General features: G+C 42.6%; 15 protein-coding genes. 8 read left to right on the forward strand and 7 right to left on the reverse strand.

Annotated elements, in window-relative coordinates; genetic code table 11:
* Positions 1-100 precede the first annotated feature (100 nt).
* A complete protein-coding gene (gene hemF / locus B0X70_RS06945) occupies positions 101-1009 on the reverse strand; it encodes an oxygen-dependent coproporphyrinogen oxidase (protein ID WP_217471185.1) in 909 nt (302 codons plus the stop codon).
* A gap of 150 nt (positions 1010-1159) precedes the next feature.
* Between hemF and B0X70_RS06950 the strand changes: the two genes are divergently transcribed.
* Positions 1160-1591 carry a GNAT family acetyltransferase gene (locus B0X70_RS06950; RefSeq protein ID WP_036781605.1) on the forward strand — a complete coding sequence of 144 codons (432 nt, stop codon included), beginning with the start codon at positions 1160-1162 and terminating at the stop codon, positions 1589-1591.
* A gap of 58 nt (positions 1592-1649) precedes the next feature.
* Here the strand turns inward: B0X70_RS06950 and B0X70_RS06955 are convergent, their stop codons facing one another.
* On the reverse strand, positions 1650-2066 hold the full coding sequence (locus B0X70_RS06955) for a YgiW/YdeI family stress tolerance OB fold protein (RefSeq protein WP_036781603.1): 417 nt from the start codon (positions 2064-2066) through the stop codon (positions 1650-1652).
* 174 nt (positions 2067-2240) lie between these two features.
* On the opposite strand from B0X70_RS06955, the gene B0X70_RS06960 reads away from it, so the two are divergent.
* The 6 genes from B0X70_RS06960 to cysM all read left to right on the forward strand — a co-directional run bounded on the left by B0X70_RS06960 (position 2241) and on the right by cysM (position 7904).
* Entirely contained in the window at positions 2241-2849 is a 609-nt protein-coding gene (locus tag B0X70_RS06960; RefSeq protein ID WP_036812784.1) for an RpoE-regulated lipoprotein, read from the forward strand.
* Between the two features lie 230 nt (positions 2850-3079).
* On the forward strand, positions 3080-4102 hold the full coding sequence (locus B0X70_RS06965) for a sulfate ABC transporter substrate-binding protein (RefSeq protein WP_036812786.1): 1023 nt from the start codon (positions 3080-3082) through the stop codon (positions 4100-4102).
* A complete protein-coding gene (gene cysT / locus B0X70_RS06970) occupies positions 4102-4935 on the forward strand; it encodes a sulfate/thiosulfate ABC transporter permease CysT (RefSeq protein ID WP_214040085.1) in 834 nt (277 codons plus the stop codon). The genes B0X70_RS06965 and cysT overlap by 1 nt, the downstream gene beginning before the upstream one ends.
* Positions 4935-5780, forward strand: coding sequence for a sulfate/thiosulfate ABC transporter permease CysW (gene cysW / locus B0X70_RS06975; RefSeq protein ID WP_036781593.1), 846 nt, complete (start codon positions 4935-4937; stop codon positions 5778-5780). The genes cysT and cysW overlap by 1 nt, the downstream gene beginning before the upstream one ends.
* 14 nt (positions 5781-5794) lie before the next feature.
* The gene (cysA, locus tag B0X70_RS06980) at positions 5795-6883 is read left to right on the forward strand and encodes a sulfate/thiosulfate ABC transporter ATP-binding protein CysA (RefSeq protein ID WP_036781590.1); all 1089 of its coding nucleotides are present in this window, start codon (positions 5795-5797) and stop codon (positions 6881-6883) included.
* A gap of 139 nt (positions 6884-7022) precedes the next feature.
* On the forward strand, positions 7023-7904 hold the full coding sequence (gene cysM, locus B0X70_RS06985) for a cysteine synthase CysM (RefSeq protein WP_217471186.1): 882 nt from the start codon (positions 7023-7025) through the stop codon (positions 7902-7904).
* A gap of 292 nt (positions 7905-8196) precedes the next feature.
* Here the strand turns inward: cysM and crr are convergent, their stop codons facing one another.
* From crr to cysZ, 5 genes are all read right to left on the reverse strand, one after another.
* Positions 8197-8706, reverse strand: a complete 510-nt coding sequence (crr, locus tag B0X70_RS06990; protein ID WP_015833547.1) for a PTS glucose transporter subunit IIA — start codon at positions 8704-8706, stop codon at positions 8197-8199.
* Between the two features lie 48 nt (positions 8707-8754).
* On the reverse strand, positions 8755-10482 hold the full coding sequence (ptsI, locus tag B0X70_RS06995; protein ID WP_036782538.1) for a phosphoenolpyruvate-protein phosphotransferase PtsI: 1728 nt from the start codon (positions 10480-10482) through the stop codon (positions 8755-8757).
* 328 nt (positions 10483-10810) lie between these two features.
* On the reverse strand, positions 10811-11068 hold the full coding sequence (gene ptsH / locus B0X70_RS07000; RefSeq protein WP_021323875.1) for a phosphocarrier protein Hpr: 258 nt from the start codon (positions 11066-11068) through the stop codon (positions 10811-10813).
* Positions 11069-11620: 552 nt separating this feature from the next.
* Positions 11621-12574: a cysteine synthase A gene (cysK, locus tag B0X70_RS07005; RefSeq protein WP_046397729.1), complete on the reverse strand. Its 954-nt coding sequence runs from the start codon at positions 12572-12574 to the stop codon at positions 11621-11623.
* Positions 12575-12688: 114 nt separating this feature from the next.
* The gene (gene cysZ, locus B0X70_RS07010) at positions 12689-13429 is read right to left on the reverse strand and encodes a sulfate transporter CysZ (RefSeq protein WP_217471695.1); all 741 of its coding nucleotides are present in this window, start codon (positions 13427-13429) and stop codon (positions 12689-12691) included.
* Positions 13430-13679: 250 nt separating this feature from the next.
* On the opposite strand from cysZ, the gene zipA reads away from it, so the two are divergent.
* On the forward strand, positions 13680-14591 hold the full coding sequence (gene zipA, locus B0X70_RS07015; RefSeq protein ID WP_105399238.1) for a cell division protein ZipA: 912 nt from the start codon (positions 13680-13682) through the stop codon (positions 14589-14591).
* Positions 14592-14616: the final 25 nt, after the last annotated feature.

Here is a 14616-nt window from a genome sequence, read left to right on the forward strand (position 1 = left end):
GTTGTTAAGTTTTTTTGTGTGAGGGATTATTGCATTGGCTGTAATAAAAATATAAATAGTTAGGAATAGTTTTTTATAATATTCCTAACATGATAAAAAATCATATCCAGTTTTTTGCTGGTAGAAAGTCGATATATAAAGCGGCTTCCGCAGATCCTGGTTCAGGGTGATAATCATATTCCCAGCGTACTAATGGTGGCATGGACATTAAGATAGATTCTGTTCGTCCTCCACTTTGTAATCCAAATAAGGTTCCTCTGTCCCAAACGAGGTTAAATTCTACATAGCGACTACGGCGATATAATTGAAATTGTCGTTCACGTTCACCCCATAATATGTTTTTCCTTTTTTCTACAATAGGTAAATAGGCAGAAAGAAAACCTTTACCTACATCTTGAGTGAAATTGAAACAATGTTCAAAGTCAGGTGTATTTAAGTCGTCATAAAATAAGCCACCAATTCCACGGGCTTCATCACGATGTTTAATATAAAAATAATTATCACACCATTTTTTATATTTTGGATACACATCTTCTCCATAAGGTTGACATATATTCTTAGCGGTGGTGTGCCAGTGAATAGCATCTTCCTTAAAACCATAATAAGGTGTTAAATCAAAACCGCCACCAAACCACCATACTGGCGCTTCACCTTCTTTTTCTGCAATAAAGAACCGAACATTAGCATGACTGGTTGGTATATAGGGATTCAAAGGATGAATAACCAGAGAGACGCCCATTGCTTGATAATGCCGGCCGGTCAGTTCAGGACGGAGAGCTGTTGCTGATGAGGGAAGTATGTCTCCTGATACATGAGAAAAATTAGCGCCTGCTTGTTCGAATATCGCGCCTTCTTTCATAATTCGACTACGGCCTCCGCCGCCTTTTTCTCGTTGCCAGCATTGCTCAGTAAATTTTGCTTTGCCGTCTGCCTGTTCTAGTTGTCGGCAAATTTCATCCTGTAATGAAAGGAAAAAAGATTTAATCTGATTAATGTTTGGTGTATTCATGATTCTTTCCCTATTATGATATGGTGAACGTTATATTATAGCTGTTAGTGGAAAAGAATAGTGGAAGAGAACGCATTTTCGTATTGATTCCGGTGTTAAAGCGGAGATAATGAGAAAATAGTTATTTCGATAAAAACAGGTTGGTTAGGGATGGAAATTCGGGTATTTCGACAAGATGATTTTGAAGAAGTGATCACCTTATGGGAACGCTGCGATTTACTTAATCCTGGTGTTGATCCTGAAGTGGATATTGAGCGTAAATTGACTCATGATCCTGACCTGTTTTTAGTCGCGGAAGTGGCTGGTGAAGTGGTTGGGACGATTATGGGTGGTTATGATGGTCATCGTGGCTCTGCTTATTATTTGGGAGTTCATCCTGAATTTCGCGGTAGAGGAATTGCGAATGCATTAATTGCCCGATTAGAAAAGAAATTGATTGCCCGTGGTTGTCCAAAAATAGTTCTTATTGTTCCTGAAGATAATGATGCCACTATCTATATGTGTGAAAAACTGGAATATGAAGATCGTTATCAAGAGAGCGTTATTTTTAGTAAGCGTTTGATTGGTGATCAGGAATATTGAGTTTAGAATATGGCTGAGTGAAAGCATTCCACTCAGCCACAAGCCATTAGTTCAATTATTAGTTTAATTTAGTGACTTTTTTCACATCAACAGTCATACCATTCCACTCTTTATCGACTTCACCTTCAAGACGGACTCTATCTTGAGGTGTTATCGTTTGGCCATTCCAGTATTTATGATCAACTTCCACTTCAACAATTCCTGCATTATCGCGGAATATGAAGTGATCACTGTGGATACGGGATTCAATATGCCCTTCCAGTACGACCCAACTGTCATCTCTCATATTTTTAACTTGTTGGGTGGTGGAAACTCTTGCATTGTGATCGACAAAACCACCTTGTGGTGCTGCTTGGACGGGGGGTTGTGTTGAATCGGGACCGGAAAAACCACCAAATTGCGTCTGTGAGGTTTGAGCTATTGACGGCATACTGAACAAAGTAATCAAGGCGGTGGTTATAAATATTTTTTTCATCATATTGACCTTACTAATAGTGATGATTTTTAGGGGGAGGTAATAATACCGCTAAGTTGTATTTTATCAATAAAATATTAATCTAAAGTAATTAATTTAAATATTCTCTGAAACTAACAATCAGATGTGATGTCTCAGTGCCTATCGCTGTATTGAGCTATAAGGGAATCAGTTATGCAGAAGTATACTTTAACTAACATGTTGACAGGATTGCGTTTTATCACAATAAGTGGTGCATTGTTACTGGCCGGTTGTACGGGTTCATCGGGTTTTTCATGGTCGAATTTGTCTCCTCTTAGCTGGTTTGGCAGCCCCTTAAAAATCTCAGATCAGGGTGTAGGAGAAATAAATGGTCTGACAGCAATGAATAAAGGGGCAATAGAGAAGGGATTGGATGGAAAGTACCACTTACGCAGTGGTATGGAAACAAAAAATGGCCAATTGGTAACACTCTTTCAAGCAATGGATGGTGATCAATTGAAGATGGCGCTATTTGGTCAGGCCGATGGGAAAATCAGTCGTATTGAAGTATTGGATGAAAATATTGAAACCGTCTGGGGAACAAAGGTTGGTATGCCATTTTCGGCACTTTATAGCAGGGCATTTGGCGCTTGCCAAAACACGGTAGGTGAATCAGAGAAAAGCGCTATTGTCTGTACATCTCCACAGAGCAGACATGTTAGTTATCTGTTTACAGGTCATTGGAGTGGTCCTGAAGGTTTGATTCCTTCTGATGATGTGCTGAAAAATTGGAAAGTGGAACGTATCATTTGGAAGCGATAAGCGTTCCTAATTAAAGCACCAACTGAGTCGGTTTAGGTTCCTCTTGCGGTGCCGTAACAGGCCCGCATTTTCCATTTAAAAGCCTTACTATTTCGCCAGCTTATTGCGTTTCATGCTTTCTAATTGCAATTTAGTATATTAAACGGTGATAGTTATCTACCCTGTTATAAATAAACTGGATACATTAGTCACTGGCGCGTTATTTGATGAAATAACGGATAAGGTGAGAAATGAGAAAGTATTCAGTAAAAAATACAATACTAAACGGACTGGTAGTAGTAACTTTATTAGGCAGCAGTCGTGTCTTTGCTGTAGAGCTGTTAAACAGCTCTTATGATGTTGCGCGTGAGTTATTTTCTGTACTGAATCCTGAATTTGAAAAACAGTGGAATGAACAGTATCCACAAGACAAATTGATAATCAAACAATCCCACGCCGGCTCCTCCAAACAAGCACTGGCGATTCTTCAAGGATTGCGGGCTGATGTGGTGACTTACAATCAGGTAACGGATGTGCAAATTTTGCATGATCGCGGCAAGCTGATATCGGCTGATTGGCAGAACCGTCTGCCAAATAGCAGTTCACCTTACTATTCCACGATGGCGTTTCTTGTACGTAAAGACAACCCCAAAAATATTCGTAATTGGGATGACTTGGTGCGTCAAGATGTCAAATTAGTCTTCCCAAGCCCTAAAACCTCCGGTAATGGCCGTTATGCTTATTTGGCCGCCTGGGGGGCTATTCAACAGGAAAATGGTGGAGATCAGGGTAAAACTCGTGAGTGGATGAAGCATTTCCTGAAAAATGTCGCCGTGTTTGATACTGGCGGTCGAGGGGCGACAACTTCATTTATTGAACGTGGTTTGGGTGATGTACTGATCAGTTTCGAATCTGAAGTGAACAACATTCGCAAGCAGTATGGTGATGATAAATATGAAGTGATCGTTCCACCGGTAGGTATTCTGGCAGAATTCCCAGTGGCTTGGGTTGATAAGCATATTGCGAAAAACGGTACAGAGAAAGTGGCCAAAGCTTATCTAAATTATCTTTATAGCCCACAGGCACAGCAGATCATTACCAGCTTTAATTATCGTGTCAGTGATAAAGACGTGATGGCTCAGCAGAAAGCCCGTTTTCCAGCAACCAAGCTGTTTCGATTGGAGGATCAATTTGGTGGTTGGCCGCAAGTGATGAAAACCCATTTCAATACTGGCGGCATACTGGATCAATTGCTGGCCGAGGGGCATAAGTAATGTTTTCGAGATCCAGTAAGCGAGTATTGCCTGGTTTCGGGTTAAGCTTAGGCAGTAGCCTGTTCTATACCTGCTTGATCTTATTGTTACCTCTGAGCGCATTAGTTGTGCAGCTTTCCAGTATGACTTGGGAACAGTATTGGCAGGTGATTGCTAATCCCCAAGTTGTGGCGGCTTATAAAGTGACATTGTTGGCAGCCGCGGTTGCCAGCTTGTTTAATGCGGTGTTTGGTATGCTGATGGCATGGATTTTAACTCGCTATCGTTTCCCAGGCCGTAGCTTATTAGATGGTTTGATGGATCTCCCTTTTGCATTACCTACTGCGGTAGCGGGATTGACATTGGCAACGCTATTCTCTGTTAGTGGTTGGTATGGCTCTTTGCTTGGGCACTTTGATGTGAAAGTAGTCAATACTTGGTTAGGTATTGCGGTGGCGATGGCGTTTACAAGCCTGCCATTTGTAGTGCGAACTATTCAGCCGGTACTTGAAGAGCTAGGGCCAGAATATGAAGAAGCAGCTCAAACATTAGGCGCTAATCGTTGGCAAACTTTTTGGCGGGTTGTGTTGCCAGAATTGTCTCCCGCTTTAATTGCCGGCACAGCACTCTCTTTTACCCGCAGTTTGGGGGAATTTGGTGCCGTGATCTTTATTGCCGGTAACATTGCATGGCAAACAGAAGTAGTATCGCTGATGATTTTCATCCGCTTACAGGAGTTTGATTACCCAGCGGCCAGTGCTATTGCATCGGTTATATTGGCAATATCCCTGATCTTACTGTTTAGCATTAATACTCTGCAAAGCCGCTTTGGTAAACGGATTGGAGGGCATTAATGGTTGAATTATCTGAATCTCATGTAGCGCAACGACTACCTATAAATTGGGGTAAATGGACGTTGATCATAACAGGCGTATTGTTTTCAATCTTACTGTTAGTGATCCCCATTGTCTGGATATTTATGACCGCCTTTTCTAAAGGAGTTGAGGTAGTCACTGAGAATCTTTTAGATCCTGATATGTTGCATGCCATCTGGTTAACGATACTGATCGCATTAATTACTGTTCCGGTGAATCTAATTTTTGGCGTCATGCTCGCTTGGCTGGTGACGCGTTTTCAATTTCCGGGGCGGCAATGTTTATTGACATTGATCGACATTCCGTTTGCTGTTTCGCCGGTCGTAGCTGGACTGCTCTACTTATTATTTTATGGTTCGAATGGTTGGGCAGGGAGTTTGCTGGAACCCTATGATATCCAATTGATGTTTTCCTGGCCGGGGATGGTCTTGGTAACGATATTTGTGACTTGTCCGTTTGTTGTTCGAGAACTGGTGCCGATGATGCTTAGTCAAGGGAGCCAAGAGGATGAAGCTGCAATTTTATTGGGGGCGTCTGGCTGGAAAATGTTTTGGCGGGTGACGTTACCTAATATTCGTTGGGCGTTGTTATACGGTGTGGTTCTAACCAATGCCCGGGCGATTGGTGAATTTGGCGCTGTTTCAGTGGTATCCGGCGCTATTCGTGGTGAAACTTACACATTGCCGTTGCAGGTTGAACTACTGCATCAAGATTACAACACAGTAGGGGCATTTACCGCGGCGGCATTGTTGGCATTGATGGCAATTATCACTTTGATAGTTAAAAGTGCTTTGCAGTGGCGATTAAGTCGCCAACATGGTTAAGGTAGGAGCAGAATATGAGTATTGAAATTAACAATATCAGTAAATATTTTGGTCGGACTCAGGTTCTGAGCGATGTCACTCTGAATATTTTTTCTGGAGAAATGATTGCTCTGCTTGGTCCGTCAGGCTCCGGTAAAACAACTTTGTTGAGGATTATTGCTGGTCTGGAACAACAAACCGAGGGGAAACTGAGTTTCCACGGGCAAGATGTTAGCCGTATGCATGCTAAAGATCGGCAAGTTGGATTCGTATTTCAGCATTATGCACTGTTTCGGCATATGACCGTGTTTGATAACGTTGCTTTTGGGTTGACAGTACTGCCACGACGTAAGCGTCCGAATATGGCGGCTATCCGCCGTAAGGTTATGGAGTTGCTGGAGATGGTGCAATTAACGCATCTTGCTGAACGCTATCCATCGCAACTTTCTGGTGGGCAAAAGCAGCGGGTAGCATTGGCAAGAGCATTGGCTGTTGAACCACAAATTCTATTACTTGATGAACCGTTTGGCGCACTGGATGCGCAGGTAAGAATGGAATTACGCCGTTGGCTACGCCAACTCCATGAAGAACTTAAATTTACCAGTGTCTTTGTCACTCACGATCAGGAAGAAGCGATGGAAGTGGCTGACCGGGTTGTTGTCATGAGACAAGGGAATATTGAACAGGTCGCTACGCCACAAGAGGTATGGCGTTATCCGGCAAGCCGTTTTGTGATGGAGTTTCTAGGGGAGGTCAATCATTTTAATGGTGAGATTAAAGGCTCGCAGCTATTGATTGGCGGACAGCACTTACCTCTCAATGTGACGCCAATCCATCAGGGGAATGTCGATGTATTCCTACGTCCGTGGGATATCATGATGAACTCGCAACCGACACCTTCCAGCCCGTTGCCGGTACAAGTGACTGAGGTCAGTCCTAGAGGGCATTTCTGGCAGCTTTCGGTCCAGCCTCTAGGTTGGCATCATGAGTCGGTTGCTGTTATTTGGTTTGATGAAACTTCAGTACCTACAAGAGGAAGCCGTTATTTTATTGGTGGCACTGAAGCACGTTTATATGCGGGCGATAAACAATTGCAAACACTGAGTTTAGCCCAAACTGCTTGATAATTACTTAAGATTTGGTTGGTACCATTTTGCTCATCTCCTTACCGCCAGGGATGGGCATTTTTTATTTAAGGTCTTGCGATATGTGTCTGAATATGGTTATTTCGCTGTTCTATTAAATAAAATTTGGGTAATAGCTGTGGCAAGCTTGGAACATTTTATAGGTAATACCCCGCTGATAAAATTACAACGAATCACCGATAAGCTAGGGGTGGAAATATGGGTAAAACTTGAGGGTAATAATCCGGCCGGCTCGATAAAAGACAGAACAGCGCTATCAATGATTCAGCAGGCTGAATTGCGCGGTGAAATTTCTCCCGGTGACGTGTTGATTGAAGCCACTAGCGGAAATACGGGTATTGCGTTGGCAATGATTGCCGCAGTAAAAGGTTATCATCTTAAATTATTGATGCCTGATAATATGAGCCTTGAGCGTCAGGCTTCTATGCGAGCTTATGGTGCAGAACTGATTTTGGTGAGTAGAGCAATGGGCATGGAAGGCGCACGTGATTTAGCTCAGCAAATGGAGCGTGATGGCGAAGGTAAAGTTCTTGATCAATTCAATAACCCGGATAATCCTTTAGCGCATTTTACGACGACAGGACCTGAAATTTGGCAACAGACGCAAGGGCGTATTACGCATTTTGTTTCCAGTATGGGAACGACGGGAACCATTACCGGTGTTAGCCGCTATTTAAAAAGCCAATCTAATAGTGTACAGATTATTGGCTTACAGCCGGCGGCGGATAGCCATATTCCAGGTATTCGCCGTTGGTCGCCGGCTTATTTGCCTGGCATTTTCCGCAAGGAGTTAGTTGATCAAGTGCTGGATATCACTCAGCAGGAAGCTGAAGATACCATGCGTTTATTAGCTAAGAAAGAAGGAATTTTCTGTGGGGTCAGTTCCGGCGGTGCTGTTGCTGGAGCATTAAGTGTTGCAGCACAAAATCCAGGTTCTGTCATTGTTGCCATTATCTGTGACCGAGGCGACAGATATCTTTCTACTGGAGTATTTAATTAATCTGGTTATATTATTTATACCCTATGGATTTCAAGATGGATCGCGACGGCAAGGGAGCGAATCCCCGAGAGCATAGGTAACTATGTGACCGGGGTGAGTGAGTGCAGCCAACAAAGAGACAACTTGAAAGATAACGGGTATAGCGTGAGTAGAGTAAAAGAGGCGGCAAGCTCTGCTCACATTAGCCAATTTTCACTGGAAGATGAGGTAAATCGAAGATAAAGGATAAAAAAACAGCCGTGATTGTCGGCCGTTTTTAAGATGAAAGTGGTATTGTGACAGTTTAGTGTCGCTACTTTTTAATCCGCATAATGGGGGTTTCACCAACAGTGACAGAACCGCTCAACTTGGATAACTCTTTAATCTCATCCATGTTGGAAATAACAACAGGCGTCAGGGTTGATTTTGCTCTTTCTTCAAGGAGTTTAAGATCGAACTCTAAAACTAAATCACCTTTTTGTACACGCTGACCTTCTTCAGCAATACGCTTAAAGCCTTCGCCTTTAAGTTCAACCGTATCAATACCAAAATGGACAAATAGCTCAATACCGCTGTCCGATTCGATAGAAAATGCATGGTTGGTTTCAAATATTTTACCGATTGTTCCATCAACTGGCGCGACTATTTTATTGCCGGCGGGTTTTATAGCGATACCGTCGCCCACAATTTTCTCGGCGAAAACAACATCTGGAACATCTTCAATATTGACAATCTCACCAGATAAAGGTGCGATAATTTCAATAGTGCCGCTGTTTTTTTTATCATCTGAAACTAGAGATTTCAGTTTATCAAACAGACCCATGAATCTTCTCCTAATTGTTTATACTGGACCGCGTTTTAACCGATATTGTTAGCAAAGTGTTTTTTCTTTGATGAAGGTATCAACCAATTCTATCAACCCCTGAGCGGTAGACTGAGAAAGTGCTTGCTCAGCTAGCGCTTTTGCATCTTCGTAACGCGTATTACGAATGATTTTCTTGATGCGGGGAATAGAAATCGCACTCATACTAAACTCATCCAGCCCCATGCCTAATAGCAACAATGTAGCACGTTCATCGCCTGCAAGCTCGCCACACATCCCCGTCCATTTACCTTCAGCGTGTGAAGCATCAATGGTTTGCTTAATCAGGCTCAATACTGCTGGTAGCATCGGGTTATAAAGATGAGAAATCAACTCGTTACCGCGGTCTACAGCAAGAGTATACTGAGTTAGATCGTTTGTCCCAATACTGAAAAAGTCAACTTCTTTTGCCAGGTGATGAGCAATAACTGCGGAAGCTGGTGTTTCTACCATCACCCCCACTTCGATCGCTTCATCGAATTTTTTACCTTCTTCGCGAAGCTGACCTTTCAGCAATTCAAGTTCTGCTTTCAGTGCCTGTACTTCTTCTACAGAAATAATCATTGGAAACATAATGCGTAGTTTACCGAAAGCAGATGCACGTAAGATAGCACGTAACTGAGAATGTAAGATCTCTTTTCGATCAAGGCAAATACGAATTGCACGCCAACCAAGGAATGGATTCTCTTCTTTCGGTAGATTCATATAGGGTAGATTTTTATCACCACCGATATCCATCGTACGTATAATAACCGCCTGACTGCCCATTGCTTCGGCAACAGCTTTATAAGCTTGGAATTGTTCTTCTTCTGTTGGCAGCGCATCACGATCCATAAACAGAAATTCTGTACGGTATAAACCGACGCCTTCGGCGCCATTGCGCTCAGCGCCAATCACATCACGGACGGTACCGATATTGGCACAGACTTCAACCTGATGGCCATCGAGAGTCATCGCCGGGAGATCTTTCAACTTTGCAAGTTCAGTTTTTTCCGCCAGATATTCGTTTTTGGTCTTTTTTAGCTGTTCAATTTCCGCATCAGATGGATTGATATAAATGTGATTATTTACCGCGTCCAGGATTAGATAATCGCCATTCTGGATGGTTGTTGTCGCTTGGGTGGTACCCACGATCGCTGGCAGTTCAAGAGAGCGGGCCATGATTGACGTGTGGGAAGTTCGGCCACCTAAATCGGTAATAAAACCGAGTACTTTTTCCAGATTAAGTTGTGCGGTTTCCGATGGAGTCAGGTCGTTGGCAACCAGAATGACTTCCTCTGAAATTGAGCCAAGATCAACAATGGGCATACCCAGAATGTTTTTCAATAAGCGTTTACCGATATCACGCACGTCTGTGGCACGTTCTTTCAGGTATTCATCATCCAATTCTTCAAGGGCTTGGGCCTGAGTTTCAATAACGGAATAGACTGCGGCATCCGCAGTTCTGAAATCGTTTTTGATTAACGAAATAATTTCTTGCTCAAGTTCTTCATCTTCCAATAGCATGATATGTCCTTCGAAGATTTCAGCTTTTTCTTCTCCGAGGTTTTTTGCGGCTATATTCTTGATGATTTCTAGCTGGGATGAAGCTTTTTCACGGCCTTGCTTGAAATGGAAAATTTCTTGTTCGACTTGCTCTTGACTGATTTTTTTCTGATTGACAATAATTGGGTCTTCTTTCAGTAATAGAGCTTTACCGAAAGCGATGCCTGGTGATACTAATATGCCTGAAATCATGATGTTACCTAACTACTAATAATTATTCTTTAAAGAGCCAGCCCGCAGATGGTTTGCTGTTTTAGGACATGCATTTAAACTGACATCCCCAGATAAAAGTTTATCCGGGGATGAGGAACGGCTAAGTGAATACCTGTTTATGCCCGTCATCTTTCAAGTTGCCTCTTTGTTGGCTGCGCTCGCTCACCCCGGTCACATAGTTTGCTATGCTCCCGGGGATTCACTCCCTTGCCGTCGCGATGCATCTTGAAATCCATAGGGTATATTCACAATCTCTGAATCTTGACTGGCTTAGTGGTCAACGGAAAATTAAGTGGTCAATGGAAAATTATTCCAGTTCTGCCATCAGTTTAACCAGATGCTCGATTGCTTTTTGCTCATCTTCGCCTTCAGCAGAAATAGTCACTACAGTGCCTTGAGTAAGTCCCAAAGTTTGTAGCTTAAACAGGCTTTTGGCACTGGCAGTTTTACCACCGGAAGTCAGTGTAATGTCGGAGGAGAAACTTTTAGCTTCTTTAACAAACTGTGCCGCGGGACGGGTGTGTAGGCCATTTGGCGCAGTAATAGTGACTTCTTGCTGGAACATAACGTTTCCTCAATAACTTAGATTTTTGCTATGTAAGTTAAGAATTTGTAATGGACAAATTTTAACTTGAGTGTTTATTCACTGCCTATCCCATGTAAGACGATTTTATTTACCTAAAGAGCGAACTGAGTAATGTTCTGGCAAAAGCGCTAAATAGCCTCTGAACGCTCTTTAGTACGACCCATAACTTCCGGGCCATGTGTGCTGTCTGTATTTACTTTTACTGGTAAGAATAAACAGCACTAATGACGTCTACTGAGATAGACTCTCAGGTTGATAATGTAATAAAAATTTTTATTCATTATCAAAAAAATTGTTCTTTCCGATGCTTCTGATTGATAGTTTGAAGTAAAGATAGATCGCGGAACTACTTAACTGAAACTACTACTCCTGTTAATTAATTTCGAGCATCGAAATAATTATTATTGGTTAAATACTAGACCCATTGTAAGAAATCATCTGGCAAAGTGAAAAAGTTTGATCTACCACACAGAAAAAGCACCATTTAGGTGCTTTTTTATCAATAAATCTAAGTAACTTACTTAAAAACTTTTATTCATCAGACAAGTCAGTAAACAGTGGGCTGCTTAAATAGCGTTCACCTGATGAAGCCAGAATGACAACGATATTTTTGTCTTTATATTCCGGTTCCTGAGAAAGTTTTACCGCTGCCGCAACGGCGGCACCAGAGGAAATACCTACCAGAATGCCCTCTTTCACCATGATTTCACGTGCGGTTTTAATTGCTTCCTCGCTACTGATTTTGAAAACGCGATCAACCAGTTTCAAATCAAGGTTATCTGGAATAAAACCCGCGCCAATACCTTGAATCTTATGGGGACCAGGTTTCACTTCTTCACCGGCCAGAGTCTGGCTGATGACGGGTGATTCTTCGGGTTCTACGGCAACCGCGGTGACATTTTTACCTTTGGTGTTTTTCAGGTAACGGGTAACGCCTGTTAGTGTACCGCCGGTCCCTACACCGGAAACAAATGCATCCACTTCACCGTCTGTATCTTCCCAGATTTCCGGGCCTGTAGTTTTTTCATGGATTTCCGGGTTAGCCGGATTACTGAACTGTTGCAGGATAATGTAGCGGTCGGGATCGCTAGCTTTAATCTCGTTAGCTTTCTCAATGGCGCCTTTCATTCCTTTAGCGCCTTCCGTCAGTATCAACTGAGCACCCAATGCTTTCAAGAGCTTGCGGCGTTCAATACTCATGGTTTCTGGCATTGTCAGCGTTAATTTATAGTCCCGAGCGGCGGCGACATACGCAAGCGCTATTCCAGTGTTACCACTGGTGGGTTCTATTAATTCTTGTCCCGGTTTTAGGATACCGCGTTTTTCAGCATCCCAAATCATGTTGGAACCAATGCGACATTTTACACTAAAACTTGGGTTACGGGATTCTACTTTTGCCAGAATACGCCCATTGCCAAAGTGTTTTAGGCGAATTAACGGGGTACGACCAATAGTCAAAGAATTATCTTCGTAAATTTTACTCATACTCGTCTTTCAACTCCCTTTAGTGATATCCGGTCAACAATACGCCAACAACCGGTTAATGGAAATATAACTTAAATATATTTTTATTGTCTAAAAGAATAACTTAAATGAATATCATGGCATAATACGAGAGACGTGTTGATCTCGATAGCGATCGACCCACATTGCTGTCGCCGCGCATACGGCAATAGGCATAATCACCAAATTGACAATGGGTATCATGGTTAAAATACTCACTGTTGCGCCAAATTGCAGATTAATTATTTTGTTTTGGCGAAGAGCGCTACGCATTGTTGGAAAACTGACTTTGTGGTTATCAAAGGGATAATCACAATACTGAATTGATAGCATCCAGGCACTGAAAATAAACCAGAGCACAGGCGCGACAGTTTGCCCGATAACAGGAATAAAATAGAGTAACAATAAGACCAGAGCGCGTGGAATATAGTAGCATAGCTTGGTTAATTCCCGTTTTAGGATACGTGGAACATCTTTGAAGAGTGCTATAACGCCGGTATCCGGTGCGGGGATTCCTGTTAAATCCGCTTCCAGTTTTTCTGCTAGCAGACCATTGAATGGCGCTGCGATAAAATTCGCTATTGTGCTGAATAAGTAAGTAAAAATCAGCAAAACAGAGAGCACGGCCATCGGCCATAAAATATAACTGAGCCATTGCATCCAATCCGGTACTTTGCTCACTATCCAAGGGATCCAGTTCTCCAGTTTCTGATAGAGCCACCAAAATGAACCGCCGAGAAACAAAATATTTGCCAACAAAGGCAATAGGACAAATCTTTTAATGCCTGAGCGAGTAATTAATTTGCAACCTTGCATCAAATACTGAAAGCCGCTCAAATTTTTGGGCAATTTTGTCAAATTCAGCATACTTCCTATTCTCTCCTGTGTGATTGAAACGCTATCATATAGGTAGGATTTTCGACTGACTAGTATTGTTCTGTATAAAAAGAACGCAAAAGGGGCTTATTAGGCATCTTTCTGATAAGAAAAGTGTGTATAAGCTTGCACTTGTGTTATTTGACAAATACAGTTAATACAGAAAATATTCCGCCGTGGTGGCATACTTAATTAAACAACAGAGATAGCAATGATGCAGGATTTGCGTCTGATATTAATCATTGTTGGTGCGATAGCAATAATAGCTTTGCTGTTACATGGGTTGTGGACCAGCCGTAAAGAGCGTTCTTCGCTTTTTCGTGATCGCCCAGTCAAACGTCATAAACATGATCGTCAGAACAGTTTCGTCGATGACAGTGACGATGAAGCGTTCAGCAATCAGCAAAAGCCTTATGCCCATAAACAGGTGAAATCTCATCAGGAGTATAAAGCTGAGCCAGCTATCGAGCGCCGTCAGCAAAAGTTGACTGAAATTGATGCTGCAACGCTTGAAGAAAGCGATGACCCGTTGCTGACGGGCCGTCAGCCTGAAACGACAGCGAGAAGGGCAGCCATAGAAGAACCGGAACCCCAACTCGGTCTGTTTGAATTCGAAGAGCAGAGTGAGCCTGAAAAAAACAGATCTGCGATTGAAGAAAAGTCTCAGGAGGCGGTTGGCGAAAAAGAAACTCAGACCAAAGTGAAAGAAATCGTTTTGGTTCTTCACGTAGCAGCACATCACGGCCAGGCATTGAATGGTGAACCCTTGCTGCAAAGTATTCTGCAATCTGGCTTCCAGTTTGGGGAAATGCAGATTTTTCACCGTCACGTGAACCCATCAGGTAGTGGCCCGGTACTGTTTAGTTTGGCAAATATGGTGAAACCGGGTTCATTTAATCCTGAAACAATGGCTGATTTTACAACTCCGGGGATTTCCATGTTTATGGTAGTCCCTTCTTACGGAGAATCTAATCAGAATTTTAAACTGATGTTACAGGCAGCTCAGCGTATTGCCTCTGATGTTGGGGGCGTGGTGCTTGATGATGAGCGGAAAATGCTAACACCGCAAAAAATCGAATTGTATAAAGCGCGTATTCGCAGCACACTTGGTGTTCAGGTATAATCAATTATCGAATGTTCAAGCCTCC

The sequence above is a fragment of the Photorhabdus akhurstii genome (assembly GCF_019090985.1).
Taxonomy (GTDB): Bacteria; Pseudomonadota; Gammaproteobacteria; order Enterobacterales; family Enterobacteriaceae; genus Photorhabdus; species Photorhabdus akhurstii.

Coding starts and splice junctions, on each gene's coding strand:
- hemF (WP_217471185.1), bottom strand. CDS start 1,009: ATGAATACACCAAACATTAATCAGATTAAATCTTTTTTCCTTTCATTA.
- B0X70_RS06950 (WP_036781605.1), top strand. CDS start 1,160: ATGGAAATTCGGGTATTTCGACAAGATGATTTTGAAGAAGTGATCACC.
- B0X70_RS06955 (WP_036781603.1), bottom strand. CDS start 2,066: ATGAAAAAAATATTTATAACCACCGCCTTGATTACTTTGTTCAGTATG.
- B0X70_RS06960 (WP_036812784.1), top strand. CDS start 2,241: ATGCAGAAGTATACTTTAACTAACATGTTGACAGGATTGCGTTTTATC.
- B0X70_RS06965 (WP_036812786.1), top strand. CDS start 3,080: ATGAGAAAGTATTCAGTAAAAAATACAATACTAAACGGACTGGTAGTA.
- cysT (WP_214040085.1), top strand. CDS start 4,102: ATGTTTTCGAGATCCAGTAAGCGAGTATTGCCTGGTTTCGGGTTAAGC.
- cysW (WP_036781593.1), top strand. CDS start 4,935: ATGGTTGAATTATCTGAATCTCATGTAGCGCAACGACTACCTATAAAT.
- cysA (WP_036781590.1), top strand. CDS start 5,795: ATGAGTATTGAAATTAACAATATCAGTAAATATTTTGGTCGGACTCAG.
- crr (WP_015833547.1), bottom strand. CDS start 8,706: ATGGGTCTGTTTGATAAACTGAAATCTCTAGTTTCAGATGATAAAAAA.
- ptsI (WP_036782538.1), bottom strand. CDS start 10,482: ATGATTTCAGGCATATTAGTATCACCAGGCATCGCTTTCGGTAAAGCT.
- ptsH (WP_021323875.1), bottom strand. CDS start 11,068: ATGTTCCAGCAAGAAGTCACTATTACTGCGCCAAATGGCCTACACACC.
- cysK (WP_046397729.1), bottom strand. CDS start 12,574: ATGAGTAAAATTTACGAAGATAATTCTTTGACTATTGGTCGTACCCCG.
- zipA (WP_105399238.1), top strand. CDS start 13,680: ATGATGCAGGATTTGCGTCTGATATTAATCATTGTTGGTGCGATAGCA.